19 protein-coding genes are annotated in these 21,340 nt (G+C 38.6%); 12 read left to right on the forward strand and 7 right to left on the reverse strand.

Annotation, left to right across the window (positions count from 1 at the left end; genetic code table 11):
- Positions 1-142 precede the first annotated feature (142 nt).
- Positions 143-865 (forward strand): MerR family transcriptional regulator, encoded by a 723-nt coding sequence (locus LKF16_RS07540; protein ID WP_291470159.1) that lies wholly within the window; start codon positions 143-145, stop codon positions 863-865.
- A gap of 56 nt (positions 866-921) precedes the next feature.
- Here the strand turns inward: LKF16_RS07540 and LKF16_RS07545 are convergent, their stop codons facing one another.
- The 3 genes from LKF16_RS07545 to LKF16_RS07555 all read right to left on the reverse strand — a co-directional run bounded on the left by LKF16_RS07545 (position 922) and on the right by LKF16_RS07555 (position 4,140).
- Entirely contained in the window at positions 922-1,806 is an 885-nt protein-coding gene (locus tag LKF16_RS07545; protein WP_291470160.1) for a metallophosphoesterase family protein, read from the reverse strand.
- Entirely contained in the window at positions 1,806-2,690 is an 885-nt protein-coding gene (gene hisJ / locus LKF16_RS07550; protein WP_291470162.1) for a histidinol-phosphatase HisJ, read from the reverse strand. The genes LKF16_RS07545 and hisJ overlap by 1 nt, the downstream gene beginning before the upstream one ends.
- 478 nt (positions 2,691-3,168) lie before the next feature.
- Positions 3,169-4,140: a polyprenyl synthetase family protein gene (locus LKF16_RS07555; RefSeq protein WP_291470164.1), complete on the reverse strand. Its 972-nt coding sequence runs from the start codon at positions 4,138-4,140 to the stop codon at positions 3,169-3,171.
- Between the two features lie 152 nt (positions 4,141-4,292).
- Here LKF16_RS07555 and LKF16_RS07560 point away from each other — a divergent pair, with 152 nt between their 5' ends.
- Positions 4,293-5,207, forward strand: coding sequence for a 1,4-dihydroxy-2-naphthoate polyprenyltransferase (locus LKF16_RS07560; protein ID WP_291470165.1), 915 nt, complete (start codon positions 4,293-4,295; stop codon positions 5,205-5,207).
- On the opposite strand, the gene LKF16_RS07565 is transcribed toward LKF16_RS07560, so the two are convergent.
- Positions 5,204-6,403: an acetate/propionate family kinase gene (locus tag LKF16_RS07565; protein WP_291470167.1), complete on the reverse strand. Its 1,200-nt coding sequence runs from the start codon at positions 6,401-6,403 to the stop codon at positions 5,204-5,206. The genes LKF16_RS07560 and LKF16_RS07565 overlap by 4 nt on opposite strands.
- 125 nt (positions 6,404-6,528) lie before the next feature.
- Here LKF16_RS07565 and LKF16_RS07570 point away from each other — a divergent pair, with 125 nt between their 5' ends.
- The 4 genes from LKF16_RS07570 to LKF16_RS07585 are packed head-to-tail and all read left to right on the forward strand — an operon-like array spanning position 6,529 to position 10,734.
- Positions 6,529-8,508: a hypothetical protein gene (locus LKF16_RS07570; protein WP_291470169.1), complete on the forward strand. Its 1,980-nt coding sequence runs from the start codon at positions 6,529-6,531 to the stop codon at positions 8,506-8,508.
- 23 nt (positions 8,509-8,531) lie between these two features.
- Entirely contained in the window at positions 8,532-9,062 is a 531-nt protein-coding gene (locus tag LKF16_RS07575; protein ID WP_291470171.1) for a glycosyltransferase, read from the forward strand.
- Positions 8,984-9,787 (forward strand): glycosyltransferase family 2 protein, encoded by an 804-nt coding sequence (locus tag LKF16_RS07580; RefSeq protein ID WP_291470173.1) that lies wholly within the window; start codon positions 8,984-8,986, stop codon positions 9,785-9,787. The genes LKF16_RS07575 and LKF16_RS07580 overlap by 79 nt, the downstream gene beginning before the upstream one ends.
- 2 nt (positions 9,788-9,789) lie before the next feature.
- Positions 9,790-10,734, forward strand: a complete 945-nt coding sequence (locus tag LKF16_RS07585) for a glycosyltransferase family 2 protein (protein WP_291470175.1) — start codon at positions 9,790-9,792, stop codon at positions 10,732-10,734.
- A gap of 332 nt (positions 10,735-11,066) precedes the next feature.
- On the opposite strand, the gene LKF16_RS07590 is transcribed toward LKF16_RS07585, so the two are convergent.
- On the reverse strand, positions 11,067-11,924 hold the full coding sequence (locus LKF16_RS07590; protein ID WP_291470177.1) for an AraC family transcriptional regulator: 858 nt from the start codon (positions 11,922-11,924) through the stop codon (positions 11,067-11,069).
- Positions 11,925-12,032: 108 nt separating this feature from the next.
- On the opposite strand from LKF16_RS07590, the gene gap reads away from it, so the two are divergent.
- On the forward strand, positions 12,033-13,043 hold the full coding sequence (gap, locus tag LKF16_RS07595) for a type I glyceraldehyde-3-phosphate dehydrogenase (protein WP_291470179.1): 1,011 nt from the start codon (positions 12,033-12,035) through the stop codon (positions 13,041-13,043).
- 61 nt (positions 13,044-13,104) lie between these two features.
- Here the strand turns inward: gap and LKF16_RS07600 are convergent, their stop codons facing one another.
- Positions 13,105-14,694, reverse strand: a complete 1,590-nt coding sequence (locus tag LKF16_RS07600) for an L-lactate permease (RefSeq protein WP_291470181.1) — start codon at positions 14,692-14,694, stop codon at positions 13,105-13,107.
- Between the two features lie 338 nt (positions 14,695-15,032).
- Here LKF16_RS07600 and LKF16_RS07605 point away from each other — a divergent pair, with 338 nt between their 5' ends.
- From LKF16_RS07605 to LKF16_RS07625, 5 genes are all read left to right on the forward strand, one after another.
- Positions 15,033-15,620 carry a TetR/AcrR family transcriptional regulator gene (locus LKF16_RS07605; RefSeq protein ID WP_291470182.1) on the forward strand — a complete coding sequence of 196 codons (588 nt, stop codon included), beginning with the start codon at positions 15,033-15,035 and terminating at the stop codon, positions 15,618-15,620.
- 9 nt (positions 15,621-15,629) lie between these two features.
- Positions 15,630-16,778 (forward strand): cation:proton antiporter, encoded by a 1,149-nt coding sequence (locus LKF16_RS07610; protein ID WP_291470184.1) that lies wholly within the window; start codon positions 15,630-15,632, stop codon positions 16,776-16,778.
- 87 nt (positions 16,779-16,865) lie between these two features.
- Complete coding sequence (locus LKF16_RS07615) at positions 16,866-17,663, forward strand: NAD(P)/FAD-dependent oxidoreductase (RefSeq protein ID WP_291470186.1); 798 nt, start codon at positions 16,866-16,868, stop codon at positions 17,661-17,663.
- A gap of 41 nt (positions 17,664-17,704) precedes the next feature.
- Complete coding sequence (locus LKF16_RS07620; protein ID WP_291470184.1) at positions 17,705-18,853, forward strand: cation:proton antiporter; 1,149 nt, start codon at positions 17,705-17,707, stop codon at positions 18,851-18,853.
- An 87-nt stretch (positions 18,854-18,940) separates the two neighbouring features.
- A complete protein-coding gene (locus LKF16_RS07625; RefSeq protein ID WP_291470188.1) occupies positions 18,941-20,125 on the forward strand; it encodes an NAD(P)/FAD-dependent oxidoreductase in 1,185 nt (394 codons plus the stop codon).
- Positions 20,126-20,214: 89 nt separating this feature from the next.
- On the opposite strand, the gene LKF16_RS07630 is transcribed toward LKF16_RS07625, so the two are convergent.
- Positions 20,215-21,339: a PrsW family intramembrane metalloprotease gene (locus tag LKF16_RS07630; protein ID WP_291470189.1), complete on the reverse strand. Its 1,125-nt coding sequence runs from the start codon at positions 21,337-21,339 to the stop codon at positions 20,215-20,217.
- Position 21,340: the final 1 nt, after the last annotated feature.

A 21,340-nucleotide genomic window follows, 5' to 3' on the forward strand; every position in this document is an offset into this window, starting at 1 on the left:
CAACTGGATGGTAGTTTTTTTATTATATTTTGTAGCGTTACAGATAAATTCAACTTTTTTAAAAAATTTTCCGTGCGATAATAAATTTAAGGTTGCTAATGACCTTACGTCATAATGTATAAAGAAGCTGGAGGTGAAGTTTATGTCAGAATATACAACTGGTGCGTTGGCCAAATTAAGTGGTGTATCAGTTCGGACCTTGCAGTACTACGATCAAAAGAGTCTGCTCAGTCCTTCCAGTCGAACTGAGAACGGTCGAAGAATTTATAATGATGCAGATCTCAAGCGTTTGAAACTGATCTTATTGCTAAAAAAATTAGGACTCAGCTTAGACGCAATCAAGGAGATCCTCGCTAGCGACAATTCCGTTAATATTTTGAATCTGATGCTAGTCGAACAGGAAAAGGCCTTAAAATTGCAGCTTGCGGGATCAAAAGAACAGCTCAAGACCATTGAGAGCATCAAACGAGATCTGCCCGACTTGGCTGCCGTACCGATCAAATCCATCGACGACATAAACGACATTATGAAAAATAAGAAGTCATTACGCAAAGTCCACATCACAATGATAGCTTGGGGAATCCCGATAGACATTATCGAGATTGGCACCTTAATCTATGCAATCAAGTCAGGCAATTGGATGCCATTTATCATCGGAATGATTGTCGCATTTATTGGTGCTGGTTGGATATCAAAGTATTATTTCAATAATACCAACTACATCTGTCCTAACTGCAATACAGAATTCAAGCCAAAGTTCTGGACTGCCTTTTGGGCTGGCCACAACCCTCGTGCTAGAAAATTAACTTGTCCAAACTGTGGCAAAAAAGATTACTGCGTTGAAGTATTTGATTCAAAAAATTAACCTATTAAAAAAGACGATATCGAAATTTCTCGATATCGTCTTTTTGCATAACACCGTTACACCCGACTGAATTCTTCCATCGAATCAAACGTTAAAACGAACCGTTTGATCTTATCTGGATACAGGTTGATCTCCACGCAGCCTCTTGGGAGATCTCCATAACAGTTATAACCTGTGGTGTTGCCATAATTTAATTGGATTCCGTCCAAGCTACTGGAAAAATTGTTGTCATGATCATGACCGGCAAAAATTGCCTTCACATTTTTCTTTCTGAGCAATGCATAAAACAATCCAGAGTTGATCTTCGGTGCACAAATATCTTCGCCGAATTCTCCAGCAGTAATATTTTTAACTGCCATTCGATACTCGGGAATTGGAATATGCATGAATCCTAAGTCAATATTCTCAATTGTGCGCGAATATGGAAGCTCCAGGAACCATTGAATCTGTTCAGGTTCAATCGCTGCATACTCGTCAATTTTGGGCCAATGAGTGTACGAACCACTGTCCCAAACGTAGATCACATGCTTCAGTTCCCCACTATCTCGGTCGTTGATTTCCAAAGTGTAGCTTTCACGATTTGAATTTAAAAAATTGTAGTGACGGTCCGCAAAAAATTCTAGTTTCTTTTCCATTGACCGCATATCGCTTCTTTTTAAAGGTCCTTCAACATCGTGGTTACCATAAGTGATTGCAACTGGCGTCTTTAGTGAATTTAAAAAATCGTAAAATACTGATAATGACTTTTTCGCAGTAGAATTATCTTTTCCCCAGATAATATCTCCAGTTATCATGATCAGGTGAAATTTTTTTTGCGTAAATAATCGTCTCAGGGATCGTAAAGTCTTTAGGTCTGACTCTCCGAATGGATATGATCCCAAATGAATATCCGTTAACTGACAAATCCTAAAAGGTCGTCCATCATGTACGGTTAATTCCATTAAACTCTCCCACATTGACATAATTTTTGTACTAAGTACTCATTAAATCCTTGGTCGATATTATTTGATTCATGCGCATCCGATCCATAGACTAATTTGACGCCTTTATCGGCTGCCTTTTCGATGATCGAGACGTATGGCGATGACTCGCATTGACTAAATTTTGCCAAGCCAGACATATTGCAGTCCAGCATTTCATTTCGTTTCTTGACATGTTTTAAAATTTTGTCGACTAAACGATCTGTTTCTTTATCGTGCCAAATAGTCGAAGAATTGAATTCCTTACGCCATTTTCGGTATAACGTTATATGGCCATATCTTGCTGGCTTATCCTCACAGCTCCACTTGACTGCCTCTAAAACTGTCTTGAGATATTTGTTCGCCACGCCTAGGGGTGTTTGATAATATTTCAACACTCCATCGCAAAAATCATCAAAGTTGTCATCGACAGCCCTTAAACCGCCATCCGTTGGCAAAAAATGAATTGATAAAATTGCATCGTCGATCTCTTCGCCGAATTCTTCAAGCTTACTCTTAGTCCACTCTTGGCAGCCATCGATATAGTCAAACTCAAATCCGACCAGGATGTTAATTTGATCAGCGTATTTCTTTTTAAGGTAATGCATTTTTTGAAAATAATTAGGTAACTCTGCATACTCCATGGCTGCAGTATCGATCGCATGCTGACTACCCGAAACCATATTGTAAAACTGTGGAGGCATTGGAAAATGCTCCGTGATCGAATAGGTCTTAAATCCAGCTTTGATCGCATTTCTAATAAAATCTTCGGTATCTTCCCCAGATCCGTGCGGACAAAACTCTGTGTGAGTATGTCCGTTCCAATTTTTGCAACAAATATCCTGCAATTCACGATGCGATAACATTTATCCACACGCTCCACGATTATTTGTAGCGCCGTTACATTTTGATTTGAGGTGCTTTTGTTGTACCATTCTTTGACCTCTGCCTCTAACATAATAAATAGTTTGTTTCATCAGTTTATGAAAATGCTGTTGGTTTTCATTCTCCTTTCATAAACCTTCCCCAAAATGAAAGATAGCAGAAACATGTATATTTATTGTATAGATATAATTTATCATCCATGAATGGTACGTACCGATAGCTTTGAATTGGCGAAAATTTATTTTTTAATACCGAAATTTATATTCACAATAATTTTGGCAAATAAAAAACCAATATGTGACATAACTGATATTTTGTACTGCCATGCAGCATAAACGTGCGACAAAACATAGCTCCTTCCGCTTAATTTCAAAGAGGCCCTAATTCAAAATACGAATTAGGGCCTCTTCTACATTAATGCTCGGGAGCTGACCATGTTCTGTCACACTCTCCTGTAGTCTATTCAATTCGATCTAATAATTCTTCAACGATCTTTTCAAGTGCTCGACGATTAGTTCCCCGTGGCAACTTTTTGATTCGTTTCATGGCATGGCTGCTGAATGTTCGGGCAATATCTTTGGCTTGATCCAAATATCCTTCATCAACAACGATCCTAGCAGCTTCATTAATATCATCTGCACTCAATTCATCTTTCGACAAGACTGTGATCAGAGCTTGATTGTTATCTTGAAGTCCTAAAATGTATGGCAATGAATAAACGCCATTTCTGAGATCTTCAAAATTAGGCTTACCAGTGTCGCGACTATCGCCAAAATCTAAAACATCATCCATGATCTGGAACGACATCCCGATCTCGTGTCCAATATTTTTGGAGCGAGCAATCAACTCGTGGTCGCCACCAGAGACAATTGCCCCCATCATCGTACTCAAACTGAATAACTCAGCAGTTTTCCCAGCGACTTCTCTAAAATACATCTTAGCTGTTGCATGAACGTTGAAATTGATCAGCAGTTGATCTAATTCACCGATCAGGATTTTTTTCATGCTCAAGGCATTGATTAAAATATCGCTCTGCTTTGGCAAATGTCGGGAAATCGTTTCAAAATAAATCGTGAATAAATAATCCCCAGCATAAATTGCGTTTCGTTTGCCGTACTTAGTATGGATAGTTGGCTTTGACCGACGTAGAGGAGAATCATCGATAACATCGTCATGGATCAACGTTGCGACGTGCAACAGTTCCAGCGATGCTGAAAGTGGGATCAATTCTTGGTCTGACTTCTTATCTGGACCAAATCCACTAAACAATAGGAAAAAGGCAGGCCTGAGCATCTTACCACCTGAGGTAAGGTCTCTGATCATCTTTGCGATTGCTTCGTTACGCATGTCCACGCTATTGTGAATAAACTCGGTAGTTTTATCGAGCCGTTTCCCCATTTTTGGATAATCTTTCCAAATTGAATTTACCATCTAATCCCCCGTTCTAGGTCTTTCCAATTCTATAAAAAGCTCTCTGCAGCAATGCTTCAAAGCAGAAACTCTATTGGTAGTCTCTGTGTTACTTGTTTAGTTACTAAGAATAATTCTATAATATATGATATCAAACAAAAAGGAATGATTTTGTGAAACCTTCAGTATTTTTCGAACTGGTTGAGATCAAAGCTAAAACTGCCAGTGTCTTCCCGTTTCTGATGGGAACATTATACTCGTACTATCATTGGCATTCTATCAATATTTTAGACTTAGTTTTATTTTTCATCGCCATGTTCTTATTCAATATGGCTGTCGATATCAACGATAACTATTGGGACTACAAGAACGCGACTGGCGATGAAAGTTTCCGTCGCGAGACCAACGTCATCGGCGTCAATCACTTGAATATTCACATGATTGGCTGGATCGACTTCACATTCAGTTTAATTGCCGCAATTATTGGTTTATTCATCGTTTATCGCACCGGCTTGCCACTGCTATACATGGGACTATTCTCATTTGCCGTTGGATTTTTCTACGCCGGAGGACCTCATCCAATCAATCGTGGACCGCTAGGAGAATTTTTTGCCGGATTCACTATGGGCTTTGTTATTTACTTGATCGCAATTTACATCAATGTTTACAACGCACCTGAAGCTATCTTGGACTTCAAATTCTATGGCGACATCTTACTTTCATCATTATTGACATGTTTTGCCATTTCCAACCTATTATTAGCAAACAACATTGCTGATGAAAAAGAAGATATTGGCCTCGGTCGCAAAACGATCGTTTATTACCTGGGAAAAGAAAATAGTCTATTCATCCTTAACTCATTGTATGTTTTAGGATACTTAGCCTTAATTTGTTCCATAATTATAGGATTGCTCCCGAAGACGATGTATTTATTACTTCTGATCACACCGATCATCTATAAAAATACCCGTCAATTCAGTCACAATCCTATCAAAAAAGAAACATTCCCGTTGATCATCAAAAATTTGCTCTTCATTACGCTCTCAGAAGTCGTAACTTTCTTCATCGGCGTCTTGATAAACTTCTAGTTTAATAATCTAGCAAAATCATAAGTATCTTGAGCAATCATTAGCTCTTCATTTGTAGGCACAGCATAAGCAAGGACCTTTGAGTCGTCAGTCGTGATCTTCACTTCTTTACCGCGACTGTTATTGCTTTCTGTGTCTACTTTTGTTCCCATGAAACTAATTCCATTCAAGACGTCTTCACGGACTTCTGGACTGTTTTCACCAACGCCAGCTGTAAATGCTAGTACATCAACGCCACCCATTTCAGCAGCATATGAACCAACGTATTTGATAATGCGGTTACGGAAGATATCGAGTGCTAATTGAGCACGTTCGTTGTCACCCTTAGCTGCAGCATCTTCAATATCACGCATATCAACTGATACACCTGAGATACCATATAATCCTGACTTGTGATTAAGAATATCGATCATATCTTCAACATCAGTTAAGCCTAATTTTTTCATTAGATAAGGGATCACTGATACATCTAAGTCACCACTACGGCTACTCATCGTGATTCCGGCAAGTGGAGTGAAGCCCATTGAGACGTCAAAAGCCTTGCCATGCTTGATAGCACTGATTGAAGCGCCACTTCCTAAGTGAAGGACGATCACGTTCTTATCTTCAATTCCGCCATCGACTAATTCATTTAATCTTTGAGCAATGTAACGATGAGAAGTTCCGTGAGCTCCGTAGCGACGAGCTTTATATTTGTCGTAGTATTCCATTGGTACACTGTATAGATAGTTTACTTCTGGTATTTGTGAGAAAAATGCGGTATCAAAAACAGCCACTTGGATTGCACGTGGGACTAATTTTTTGAACACGCTAATGTAGTAAGCTTCAACTTTATTGTGAAGTGGTGCATATTCTGCTAATTGTTCGATTAATTGAAGGTTTTCGTCTGTGACGATTTCTGATTTCTTAAAGTGTTCTCCACCGGCAACCACACGATGTCCAAATGCGGTAATATCTTCAAAGTGGTCGATGATATGTTCATCTTTTAACTCACTCAGAATTGATAAAACGGCAACTTCATTTGATTCGATTGCTTCTTCACGTTCAGTCTTTTTGCCATTATATTTTAGCTTAAAAACTGCTTTTGGCGAGCCAAGGCGATCGATCATTCCTGAGGCAATTTCTGTTTTGTCAGGCATTTCAAAAAGTTTCCATTTCAAGGTAGAACTACCTGCATTTATAGACATTATCTTCATCTTAAATCTCCTTACAAATATGTACTAGAGTTCTTCAAATCGGCTGTGGGCCTGCTTTGACACTATTTTAAAATAATGATACTCTGTAATAACTATTATAAGTCTTTTTTGGGGGTATTTCATTCGTGAAATTATTTAGTAGATTACGTAAAGATGTTGCGGACCATGATGCCCGTGACACCAATGTTAAAGCCCAATCTCACCCAACTGAAAATAAACCTGAATCACACCAAAACCAACAAAACGATACCTCAGAATCAACCCACAAAGACGTAAAAGACACACCCAAATCAGAAAAAACGACCGAAACTTCCCAAACAGTTCCAACAACTACTAACAATGGTAAGAATGAAGTAGTTTCAGTTCATGATCAACGAGTAAAAATCGAAAGCGACATGAACAATCTTTCTCACGAGTATGCTCAATTACGTGGAAAATTAAAACTTAATTTATTCAGTGAACGTGACGATTATCAAAGTAAATACAACAAACTAAGTAAACAGCTCAAAGACCTCCAAGATAACGAGGCTGCTGTTCAAGAAAACATCGAAAAGAATAAGAACGAAGATGACGGTAAGGAAAGAGAACGCCTTGCTGGTATTCGTGCTGACTTAAAACATCAAAAGGAAATCCTTTCGAAGTTCAAAGAGCAACAAAAGAAACTTACTCAAAATATCGAACGAACTGATAATAAGATAAATCGCAAACAAGCTGAATTAGAAAGAAACCAAAAAGAAGAAACTGATCTAACTGCTTCGATCAAGAACGAAACTGACCTTCAAAAGATGATGGTCTTGATGGAAAAGCAAAAGACTCAAGTCGACAAGATCTACAAAAGTCGTGAGAAGATCAACGATGAACTTAAAGAATTACAAACTGATCTTGGAAACGACAAGAAGGACCTTAAAGACGTCAACATTAATATCAATGAAATTGCTAGTAACATTGCCTTGTCCAATACCAAAGTCACTCAAGTTGAACAAGGAATTCAGCGTTCGCATGACCAACGTATTAGTACGCTTAAACAACTTGAAGCTTCAAGCAAGAGCAACGTCAACGAGATCAAAGGTCTCAAGATTCAAGTTAAGAATGTTACCGACAATATCAATTACGTCGATAAATATATCAAGGACGTCTTCCACGCAGCTTATTTAGTCCGTGAAGTATTCTTGGAGCCAACTAAGCAATACTTAGTTCTCTCTGATTCGATCGACAAGGAACAACAAGAAACTGACTTATTCGATATTGTCAATTACTTAGAGAAGCACCTTGCTACAAACGTTACGTTGGTAACGACTTTCTTCAACAATCAATTTGCAAGTATCGTTGATGGCTACACAAAGTCAATGAAGATCGAACGTCCAAACGTGGTCAACTTATTCGAAGACTTGCAACAATCAGATAATCCAACTGATAAGATCGTTTCGATCCCTGACAACGACAATTGGGTCACAAGAACTGACGTTAAGACTAAGAATACTTTGATCTATGACAACAGTGGAAATCTCTTGATGACAGTTGAATATACTAATGGCGACATTAATCGTATCAACTACTTCAAGAATTCGAAGATTGTTAAGACTAACATCTACAACAACGATGGCATCTTATCGTCAACTCAAATTTTTAATAAAGAACAAAAATTGGGCGAAGAGAACTTCTACAGAACTGATGGTTCTATTGTGATCACGATCAACTACGAATCTGGCGTTGCCAATGACTTCCAAGTCTTTGATGGCTCTGGATTATTGACACAAGACTTCGACAAGAAGGAAGAATTGATCACTTGGTGGATCAATAGCCTCTATCAAGATAAAGAAGATATCGTCTATGTTGGAAGCAGCACTGACTTGCTTTACAAAGCCGTTGCCGACCTACGTGATCAAGATAAGACCGATTTGATCACTTTCGTTGAAAATGCCCACAGCAATATTGGACGTATCAAAGCTTTACTTCACAAAGAACCATTGATCAATAATATTTTTGTACAATACGAACGCGATTTACATTCAATCGAAAACACAACTGACCGTGATATTTCTGTCAGTGCTATCAAGACAGCGGTTAGCGATGAAATGTACTTACCAGAATCACTCAAAATTTAACGTATAGTTTGAAGGAGGTACTCATGCTTATTTTGGAAATAATTTTGGGTATCTCTTTTTTTGCGACTTTGTTTACGTTTGCACTCAGTATTGCAACGTTTTTCTTCCCCGTAAGAGAGAGTACCCCCGATAAATTCCTGTCAGACTACAAAGTTTATATTCTTATGCCAGTATTAAATGAATCTTCCGTCATTCAAGACACCGTCGAAAGATTTTTTAATGATAGCTACTACAGCTATAAAAATAATGTTCATCTCGTTTTGATCGATGACCGTAGTACTGACGGTTCAACCACGATCCTGCAAAAACTGAACCAACGTTTCCACAATTTCCACGTGATCAAACGGAAATTCCCGATTGCTCAACATGGTAAGGGTGAAGCCCTAAACGCTGGAATTCAGTACGTCAAAGAATATAATATAGCAAATGGGATCCTGACAAAACTATTATCGGAGTTATCGATGCTGATGCATCAATGTCAATCGTCGATATCAACAAAATGGTCAATGTTTTTGACCAAGACAAAGAACTCGCCATGGCCCAAAGCCGCGTAGCGATGAATCGGGCTAACAATTGGCTAGAAACCTTGCAAGATTTCGAATTCGTCGTTCCGAACTCACTCTTACAAAACATGCGTAATTTCTTCGGAAATGCTGCCGGTGCCGGAAACGGACAATTTTTCCGACTGAACGCTTTAACTGCTCATGAACCTTGGGGCAATGCTTTGTTAGAGGATTTTGAGATCAGTACGAGACTGTTGATCAAAGATAAAAAAACGACCTTCGTTCCAGACGTATTGGTCTATCAAGAACCCGTTCACAAAGTTAGAGATTTCATCAAACAACGGTCTCGTTGGGCTCAAGGAAGTCTAGACTGCTTGAAGCTTTTAGGTAAAAAAACACTTTCCAGTAACCTTAGTTTTATGGAAAAACTAGAAATGATTTTATTCATGTGCTCGACCTTGCTAAGTTTGATTGTCATCATCGGCAATCTCGTGTCACTAGTCGCAATAATTTTTGGTTTAGCATTTGTGAATTACTCAGCCCCATGGTGGATCATCTCGACCATGATTTTAGGCTTATTACTCGTGATTTTTTCAATCATCCAGTATTATCGATATATAAACATATCGTTGCTTCAAGCCTTAGGCTGCATTTTATATTTTTACGTATACATGCTGTTGATAATTCCGATCGTCGTGATTGCCTTCTGGAATTTCATCACCGGGCACAACAGCTGGGATAAAACAACTCACGGACTTAAAGAAAGCGAAGAATGATCATGAAAAAAATCTCTGTTATCGTCCCCTGCTATAACGAAGAGGAAACCGTAAATATTTATTTTGATGCCATGTCCAAAATGGTTCGAGAAGCCAATCAGGATGAGCAAAAATTTACAATTGAATATTGGTTCGTTGATGACGGATCAGCTGACAAGACCTTGCCTGTCTTGCAAAAATTACAAAAAGAACATAGCGACGAAGTCCACTACATCTCATTTTCGAGAAACTTCGGTAAGGAATCAGCCTTATATGCTGGCTTAAACGAAGCAACTGGGGACTACGTTGCTGTAATGGATGTTGACTTACAAGACCCACCTGAAATGTTGCCAAAGATGTTCGATATCCTTCAAGAAGGCGAATATGACTGCGTTGGATCAGCCAGAATGGACCGTAAAGGTGAGAACCCAATCGTCTCATTTTTCTCAAATGCTTTTTACGGATTGATCAACAAAATGTCTCAAACAAAGATCATCCCTGGAGCAAGAGACTTCCGTCTAATGACACGTCAAATGGTAGATTCAATCAAATCAATGACTGAATACAACCGTTTTTCAAAAGGTATCTTCAGTTGGGTCGGATTCAAGACCAAATACCTTCCTTACAAGAACCACGAACGTGTTGCGGGAACGACCTCATGGAGTTTCTGGAAACTAGTTAAATACGCTTTAACAGGTATTATCGACTTCACAGAAAGACCACTAGCACTAGCAACTTGGTTCGGTTCAATCTTCTCAGGACTATCAATTATCGCAATTATTGCCATCATCATCAGAAAAATCATCAACCCATTCAGTTCCGTAAACGGCTGGGCATCAATCGTATCAGTCGTATTACTAATCGGAGGAATCCAATTAATAAGTATCGGAATCCTCGGAGAATATATCGGAAAGATCTTCTTGGAAGTTAAGAAGAGACCAATTTATATAGTTAAAGAAAAGAAATAGAGCGTAAAAACAAAAGAACTTGAGCTCAAGATATAAGTGCGACCAATTACGGAGCAGGTTCTCCTTGCACTTCGTTCGCAGACTACCGGCAAAAGTTACTCATATGTTGCCGTAAGACCGGTGGAGTGTTGGGCGGACTTATATCTTCGGGCTCATTTTGTTTTTGCGCGTTTCAATCAGAGCGTAAAAATATAAGCCCTGAGGCTCAAATATAAGGTTGACCAATACGGAGCATGCCCGCTGGCCGGCGCAATGTTGGGCAAGATTATATGACCTGCCTCATTATATTTTTGCGCGTTTCAAAAAAGCCCAGGAAATCATCCTGAGCTTTTTTACTGCTTCAATGCCACTTTCCGAGTTACTTCTCGATACTCGCTAGGCGACATTCCATCTTTGATCTTAAACTGCTTCATGAAGTACGTATCATATTCAAATCCGGTTGAGATCGCGATATCATTGAGCGTCATCCCGGTATTCGTCAGCATTTGTTCAGCAATGTAGATCCGATAGTCACGCAAATACTGCATCGCTGTTTTATCGAAGCGTTTTTTAAACAATTCATTCAAAGAGACCCGATTCAAGTGGGTTATTTCAGTCAGATCATCTTGCATCACCTTATCTTGATAATGCGTATGAATATACTTCACCGCCGTATCTAGTGGCGACTTCTGGCGAGTTTTTTCCAAATTCTTCAAGAGATTAAATATTTTGATCAGATACATTTTGATCCGACAAACCCACAAGTCATCGCTTTGAGCACTAGTTTCAGTACCAATTGTAAAGAACCATTCCAAAAAATCCGAATAAATTCCTTCATCCAATTTGATAAAGCCGACATGGTCGCTACTGTTTTTAAATAAACTCAAACCTTCTCGAATTCGTGGCGTTTCTGGGATATTGATGTCTTGTTGTTGAGAGACCCTAATGGTATTCAAAAATTGAGGCTCAAATGAAAACGAACTTGCACAAATATTTTTGACCGTATGGAACTTGATCACGTCCCCGCTTCTCACGCATAAAACACCAGGAGCAGATACTTGGACTGGAAAATCATTGATAGTCCCCTCAGCGTGACCTTGGGTCACAAAAATCATGCTGTGGCGCTCTGGAAACGGTAAAGTTGCTAAATCAACATTGGGGTCAAATTCGATCTCAACGACTCTATTCTTATGTCGGTCAATTTGTGACATATTATCCCTCCAACAAAAAGTATAGTTACTTGCTTCATTTATAACATTGTTGTTATCCCCTAATCAACTTAAGATAAGCATCGTAAAAGAGATTAGGAGGTCATTATTATGACAGTAAAAGTAGGAATTAATGGTTTCGGAAGAATTGGTAGATTAGCATTTAGAAGAATCAGCGAAATTGACGACGATATCGAAGTAGTCGCAATCAACGATTTAACAAGTCCAGAATTATTGGCAAACTTGCTCCAATTTGATTCAGTTCATGGTACTTATTCAAAACGTGTCGACTTCGGAGAAAATTCGATTATCGTTGATGGCAAAGAAGTAACTGTTTACGCTGAACCAGATGCAAGTAAGATTCCTTGGGTAAAAAACGATGGTGTCGACATCGTCCTTGAGTGTACTGGCTTCTACACATCAACAGAAAAATCCCAAGCACATTTGGATGCAGGCGTTAAAAAAATAGTTGTCTCTGCTCCTGCAGGTCCAATGAAAACTATCGTCTTTAACGTTAACGACGATACCTTAACACCAGATGATCAAATCATTTCTGCAGGTTCATGTACTACAAACTGTTTAGCTCCAATGGCATACTTCTTGAACCAAGAATTTGGCATTAAAGCTGGAACAATGACAACAGTTCACGCTTATACATCCACACAAATGCTTTTAGATGGACCAGTTCGTGGCGGAAACCTTCGTGCCGCAAGAACTGCTGCAACAAACATCATCCCTCATTCATCAGGTGCCGCTAAAGCTATTGGTTTAGTTATTCCTGAACTAAATGGCAAGCTAAAAGGCCACGCACAACGTGTACCAGTTGCGGACGGATCATTGACAGAATTAGTTTCAGTCTTAGACAAGGACGTTTCAGCTGACGAGATCAACGCAGCCATCAAGAAACATACTGAAAATAACCCATCATTTGGTTATGAAGACCGTCAAATCGTTTCATCAGATATTATTGGCTCGACTTATGGATCAATCTTTGACCCAACACAAACAGAAGTTACACAAGTTGGCGATTTAAACTTAGTAAAAACAGTTGCTTGGTACGATAACGAATACAGTTTCACGAGTCAAATGGTACGTTTATTAGGTAAATTTGCAAAAATCTAATTACACTTAAAAAAAGCTTGATCCGCTATGGACCAAGCTTTTTTAGTCTTTATAAATATTTTTACATTAAGCTTAAGAAGACGAATCCTGTGATACCTACTAATAATCCATAGACTAAAGCTGGTAAAGCTGTCTTTCTTAAGATGTTACCTTCTTGTCCTTGTAGTCCAACTACTGAACTTACAGAAACGATATTGTGGACACAGATCATGTTACCAGCGGCGGCACCGATCAGTTGAGCAGCTAAAACGACTTGTTTACTGATGGCCGCATTTGAAGCGATATCTGATTGAATCTGTCCAAAGGTCAAGGTTGAAACGGTGGCACTTCCGGTTACGAAAGCACCTAATTCACCAACGAATGGTGCAATAAAGATCCAGACTGACGACATGGATTTCGATAATACGGTCGCAATATAAACCGGCATACTATCCATCTTGACGGTATTCAATCCTGAATTAGCAAAGATCTGTACCATGATCAACGTTACTCCTAAAGCGATCGCGGTCGATTTCATTGAGAAGACGACTTTTTTCGCAGTAGGTAAAAAGACTTTCAGCGATTTAACTTGGATGAGCAATCCAGCGATAACAGCAATCGTCATCAATGTACCAGGTGAATAGAGAAATTCCCAGTCAGATTTGATTTGTTCAAATCCCAAAATATTCGTCCAAGAAAAATTAATTGCTGAGGTTAAAAAGGCTTTGAGTGGTTGGAACACTCTTGAAGCAAGTAGCATCAAAATTACGATGATATATGATGACCAAGCGGTCAACAGCGACATTGACGATTTATCTTGCTTGATCTCTTTTGTTGAGGTTGTCCAAGGTTGTTGCGTCACAGATTTCGGCAACAAAATTCTAAACTTGATCGTTGCTATCGCGATGATGATCGTGATAAACGGTGTCAAAATTGAGACGAATTCGTAGCCAACAAACGTTGACATTGCGATAGCCGTAAGACTATAAACCAGTCCGATCATCAACGTCCATGGAGCCGTTTGAAGCCAATATTTAAAGGTATGTCCGTCTTTTTTGCCAAAGAAAAACGTTAACAAGAACAAAAGCATCAATGGCATAAATGTTCCGGCAAACAAATCAATTCTCGTGATCTGTTGACCAATTGAATTTAAAAAGTCGAGATTGCTATTAACGTTACTTAATCCAACCGTCAACGGAGTTCCCACGGCGCCAAAGGCTGCAGGCGTGGAATCGGCTACCAGAGCTAGTGTTACAGCTGCCATAGGCGAGAAGCCTAAAGCAATCATTAATGGAGCTGTAACCATGGCTGGTGTACCGAATCCAGAAATACCTTCGATCAAAGCACCAAATAAATAGGCAACTAAGATCACTTGGATCCGCATATCAGCGGATAAATGGTGAAATCCCAAATTGATTCGATCGATTGCACCAGTGTGCTGCAAAGTATTCAGCATCATCAATGCTCCGAACAGGATCCAAAGGATAGGCAAGGTTTTATGAACCCCTTGAAGTACCGATGCCAGTACAACATTTACAGGCATCTTCCATAAGAAATATCCTTCGATCAAAACAACAAACGCACTGATGGACATTCCCTTGGTCGCGGGCAAGTTGAATATTCCCAATAAGATAAACGGTAGAATTACCGCTGAAAGAGCAACAAAAATCATAGTCTTCCCTCCTTGAATCAGAATATGTAACGCTTACATTATAAACGGTAAACTTATTATAACCATAGATATTTTTAGTAAATATTGGATTTGGAAAAATATTTTTTGTACAATATGAGTCAAAAATTATTAACGAGGCGGTAAAATAAGTTACATTCACTTTTTGTGTGTTTAATTTCATTTAACGTTTTGCCATCATTGATAAACAAAATTGATATTGGTAAAATTTATTAGCTTGATACAATTTAATTGAAACTTTTTTATCATTTGATAAATGATTAAGTTTTGAAGCCTAATTTAATGTATAATGAAATTGAATACGCAGGGGTGATATTGCAATGAATTCACGAGATAAACAAGCAGAAAAAACCAAAAATGCAATCCTAGAAGTTGCCTCCGAGAATTTCCTATCACAAGGATATCAAGCAACATCAACTAGAAAGATTGCTCAAGCTTTAGATATAACACAACCAAATATGTATCATTATTATAAGAATAAGAAAGTTCTTTATATCAAATCATTAGAACATGCTATTGGTGGATTTAGCCAAGCTCTTTACAAGACATATGATGATAATAAAGATAAATCGTTTGAAGAGCTATTGACGCTGATCTCAACTTTCATGATCGAAAACTTCAAGATCAATTATTTTATGATGATGCATGACATTAATACTTTCTTCTCTGATGAAGAACGCAAAACAATTGGACAAACTTGGGATATCGGTTACTACAAGGTCCTTAATAACGTCTTTCAAGACCATAAAGATGAACTTAGAAGCGACCTGCCCTTGCCAGCCCAGGTTGGTACCTTTTTAACAATGTTATTACCATACATTGAGTACAATGATGCAAAGCGAGCAAGAAATATCGCTAATCTCGGTACCATGGTAAAAATATTCATTCATGGTATCAAAAAGGAATAGGTCATTAATATGCAATTTATAACCCTTCTAGCAGTAATGCTCCTCTTGTCGATAATAGTCAGTCATCTTTTTAACAAGATGAACCTACCGGCTGTTGTTGGACAACTGATCTTGGGTGTCATTTTAGGTAAAGGTGTCCTCAATATTGTTAAGCCAACTCATGAGGTAGAATTATTTGCCGAGATCGGAGTTATTTTACTGATGTTTCTGGCTGGTCTAGAAACCGACCTGAAGCTTCTCAAAAAACATTTTGGACCTAGTTTGAATGTTGCTGTATTTGGTGTTATTTTACCGGTGGCATTAACTCTGGGGACAGCTCTGATTTTTGGGATCAACATGAAAGAAAGTATTTTTATCTCGGTCGTTTTCGCGGCTACTTCAGTTTCGATCTCAGTCGAAGTGTTAAAGAGTTTGAACTATCTTTCTAGTTCTTCTGGAACTGTGATCTTGGGTGCTGCGGTTGTTGATGATATTTTGGCTATCTCGATTTTGAGTGTTATGTCAGGTACGTTAACAGGCAGCTTTTCAATTTCACAATTAGGACTGCTATTAGGCCTATGGATCGTTTTTGGTATTGTCACTTATGTAGCTTACAAGTGGATCGTTCCAGCAATTATGAAATTAGCTAATTTCATAGAAGCGACCCATGCGGTTACGATCATGGCATTGTTGATCTGCTTTGGAATGGCGTTTTTAGCTGATGAAGTGAAATTAGATGCCGTTTTAGGTGCATTTGTCGCTGGTATTGCGATTGCTAACGCACCTAACTTTGACAAGAAGATCAATGATGACATCGAGACCATTGGCTACAGCATTTTTATTCCCGTGTTTTTCATTAGTATCGGTATTAGCCTTGAGTTCACGACATTTCTCCAAGACTTCTGGTTGATCGTTCTCTTCACGGTCACTGGGATCATTGGTAAGTTGTTCGGTTCTGGATTCGGTGCACGTATTTCCGGTTTTGACATGAAAGATTCATATGTCATTGGATCAGGAATGATCTCTCGTGGTGAGATGGCATTGATAATTGCACAAATTGGATTTAATGTGAAACTGCTTTCAGAAGAATACTACTCAAGTGTTATTATCAGTATTATACTGATAACTATATTAGCTCCATTTTTCTTGAAACACGCTATTGGCAAGAATCCGCTGTAGTTCAATCAGTTTCGAAAAAATGATAAAAGCTATATAATGTATCATGAGTATTATGCAAAATTTTGATAAATGAAGGAGAAGGTAGATATGGCACATATTTTAATTTTAGGCGCAGGATACGGTGGGTTGAAGGCTGCTAGAGATCTAGCAAAAACAACACCAGCAGATACACAAATTGACTTGGTTGATAAGAATGTATTGCATGTTGAAAAAACAGCATTGCACATGGTTGCTGCAGGTACAGCAAAACCTGAATCAGTAAGTTTTGATGTTCGTGATGTGATCCCTTCAAATGTTAACTTTATTCAAGCTACTGTTTCTAAGTTTGATTTGGAAAACAAGAAGGTTTCATTCTCTGATCATGATGATATTGAATACGATTATGTTATCGTTGCTCTTGGATTCCGTTCAGAAGACTTCGGACTAGAAGGCGCTGATGAGCATGCCCTTATCCTTCAAGACCTTGATACAGCTACAGAAATTTACAAGACTATCAACAAAAATGTTGCAAATTACAAAACATCACAAGATCCTAAAGATCTTTCAATCGCTGTTTGTGGTGCCGGATTTACTGGTATCGAAGTTCTTGGTGAATTAGTTGATACAGTTAAGATCTTAAAGGCTAAATATGGTGTTCCTGAAATTAAAGTCACATGTCTTGAAATGGCAACACGTATTTTGCCAATGTTCGATGAAGAACTTTCAAATTACGCTGTTTCTTACCTTGAAAAGAACGGCATTAAATTGTTGACAGGTGCTAAGATCGCTAAGATCGAAGATGGCGCTGTTGTCTACAAAGATGCAGAAGACGCAGAACACAAAGTTGAAGTGAGTACAATGATGCAAAGCGAGCAAGAAATATCGCTAATCTCGGTACCATGGTAAAAATATTCATTCATGGTATCAAAAAGGAATAGGTCATTAATATGCAATTTATAACCCTTCTAGCAGTAATGCTCCTCTTGTCGATAATAGTCAGTCATCTTTTTAACAAGATGAACCTACCGGCTGTTGTTGGACAACTGATCTTGGGTGTCATTTTAGGTAAAGGTGTCCTCAATATTGTTAAGCCAACTCATGAGGTAGAATTATTTGCCGAGATCGGAGTTATTTTACTGATGTTTCTGGCTGGTCTAGAAACCGACCTGAAGCTTCTCAAAAAACATTTTGGACCTAGTTTGAATGTTGCTGTATTTGGTGTTATTTTACCGGTGGCATTAACTCTGGGGACAGCTCTGATTTTTGGGATCAACATGAAAGAAAGTATTTTTATCTCGGTCGTTTTCGCGGCTACTTCAGTTTCGATCTCAGTCGAAGTGTTAAAGAGTTTGAACTATCTTTCTAGTTCTTCTGGAACTGTGATCTTGGGTGCTGCGGTTGTTGATGATATTTTGGCTATCTCGATTTTGAGTGTTATGTCAGGTACGTTAACAGGCAGCTTTTCAATTTCACAATTAGGACTGCTATTAGGCCTATGGATCGTTTTTGGTATTGTCACTTATGTAGCTTACAAGTGGATCGTTCCAGCAATTATGAAATTAGCTAATTTCATAGAAGCGACCCATGCGGTTACGATCATGGCATTGTTGATCTGCTTTGGAATGGCGTTTTTAGCTGATGAAGTGAAATTAGATGCCGTTTTAGGTGCATTTGTCGCTGGTATTGCGATTGCTAACGCACCTAACTTTGACAAGAAGATCAATGATGACATCGAGACCATTGGCTACAGCATTTTTATTCCCGTGTTTTTCATTAGTATCGGTATTAGCCTTGAGTTCACGACATTTCTCCAAGACTTCTGGTTGATCGTTCTCTTCACGGTCACTGGGATCATTGGTAAGTTGTTCGGTTCTGGATTCGGTGCACGTATTTCCGGTTTTGACATGAAAGATTCATATGTCATTGGATCAGGAATGATCTCTCGTGGTGAGATGGCATTGATAATTGCACAAATTGGATTTAATGTGAAACTGCTTTCAGAAGAATACTACTCAAGTGTTATTATCAGTATTATACTGATAACTATATTAGCTCCATTTTTCTTGAAACACGCTATTGGCAAGAATCCGCTGTAGTTCAATCAGTTTCGAAAAAATGATAAAAGCTATATAATGTATCATGAGTATTATGCAAAATTTTGATAAATGAAGGAGAAGGTAGATATGGCACATATTTTAATTTTAGGCGCAGGATACGGTGGGTTGAAGGCTGCTAGAGATCTAGCAAAAACAACACCAGCAGATACACAAATTGACTTGGTTGATAAGAATGTATTGCATGTTGAAAAAACAGCATTGCACATGGTTGCTGCAGGTACAGCAAAACCTGAATCAGTAAGTTTTGATGTTCGTGATGTGATCCCTTCAAATGTTAACTTTATTCAAGCTACTGTTTCTAAGTTTGATTTGGAAAACAAGAAGGTTTCATTCTCTGATCATGATGATATTGAATACGATTATGTTATCGTTGCTCTTGGATTCCGTTCAGAAGACTTCGGACTAGAAGGCGCTGATGAGCATGCCCTTATCCTTCAAGACCTTGATACAGCTACAGAAATTTACAAGACTATCAACAAAAATGTTGCAAATTACAAAACATCACAAGATCCTAAAGATCTTTCAATCGCTGTTTGTGGTGCCGGATTTACTGGTATCGAAGTTCTTGGTGAATTAGTTGATACAGTTAAGATCTTAAAGGCTAAATATGGTGTTCCTGAAATTAAAGTCACATGTCTTGAAATGGCAACACGTATTTTGCCAATGTTCGATGAAGAACTTTCAAATTACGCTGTTTCTTACCTTGAAAAGAACGGCATTAAATTGTTGACAGGTGCTAAGATCGCTAAGATCGAAGATGGCGCTGTTGTCTACAAAGATGCAGAAGACGCAGAACACAAAGTTGAAGCAAGTACAATTGTTTGGACAGTTGGTGTTTCAGGTGTTGACGTTATTAAAGATTCAGGTATGGAAGCAAGAAGAAACCGTGTTATGACTACTGAATTCTTGAACCTTGAAGATCATCCAGAAGCATACTTCATCGGTGACGACTCAGCTATCATCCCTGCAGGTTCAGAACGTCCATTGCCAACAACTGGTCAATTAGCTACTGCTGAAGGTGGCGCTGTTGCCTTCAATATTGCTTCAGCACTTGCTGGAACAGAATTGAAACCATTTGTTTACAAATCAGCTGGTACAGTTGCATCTCTTGGTCAAAACCATGGTATCGCTCAAGTTGGTTCACGTAAGTTCAAGGGTGTTACAGCATCATTGATCAAACACTTGGCTGCTGACAGATCATTCATGGAAATGGGTGGCTTGAAGACAGCACTTAAAAAAGGTTCACTTTAAAATTAATAGTTAAAAGTAAAAAAGCATTCCCGCGGGAATGCTTTTTTTGTTTGAAAAAACCAAATCTCAAAAGGATTGAGATCTGGTTTTTATTGATTATATTGATGTTTAATATCTCGGATTTGGTTAATTCCGGCGTTCATCAGAACGAATAAAATGATCCACGCAATGATGATCAAAGGAATGTACTTCAACCATCCAAATGGAACTGTGACATCCCACAACGCATGCAAGATGATACTCAAACCAAAGAATATTACGAATCGAGCCTCAAATAAATCTGAGACCTGTAATTTTTCACCGTACTTCTTGACTAGCATCAATGCCCCACCAGTTATCGCTGCCCAGACTAAATGGCCACCAATAGCTGTTAAAGCACGCACGATTGCAGTGATCAAGAAGTATTTGCCAGAATATAAGATATATCCTGCTGTTTCAAATGTCGCGAAACCTGCACCTACAGCGCCACCAATTAAAATCCCGTTGAGAATAAAATTATTGGAAACACGATTGATGAAATAAAAGATGATGATCATCTTGCCTAGCTCTTCGATAATACCAATAAGCAAGGCACTACCGATACCAATCGATGTTTTTTCATTAAAGATAGCAAACTGGTAAATAAACATTGTAACTAGCAGCGAAAAAGCACCACCGACGAAAAATATCTTAGTGACCGTGAAGATACTAATATTCCTGAACGCGTTGAATTCAAAATAGAAGATCACTGCTGAAAAAGGAACAGCAGTTGCAGCCACTAAAATTAGTCCCGGCAACGCTAGTTGACCTCCAAATAGGAAGTCAGCCACGATCAAAACTCCAAATACGACCATGAAATATGCCAAGATACGCGAGAATAACCAAGGCTTGGCCCACTCTTCAGAAACATCTTTCATGTTTGGCGTCGTAAAGTGAGTTCCAGCAATAAAAATTTTTTCAGCATCTTCATTGGAGTGTTTCTTGAAAACTTCGCTGAATAACACTTTGAGATTGATCCTGACTGAACCGCTACCACCTGTGTAGGAATTTAATTTGCTAGTTATCTTGTCAAAAAGATCATCTCGGTGGACTGGGTAGATCGACTGATTATACATCGGTTGATTGTTATCCACATGTTGATAAGTTCGTTGGACTTTCGGTTGCTGTTGTCCACAATGAGGACAAAAACTAGATGACTCTGGAATCTTGTTTCCACAATATACACAGAATTTCATT

It is taken from the genome of Companilactobacillus sp. (genome assembly GCF_022484265.1).
Lineage (GTDB): Bacteria > Bacillota > Bacilli > Lactobacillales > Lactobacillaceae > Companilactobacillus.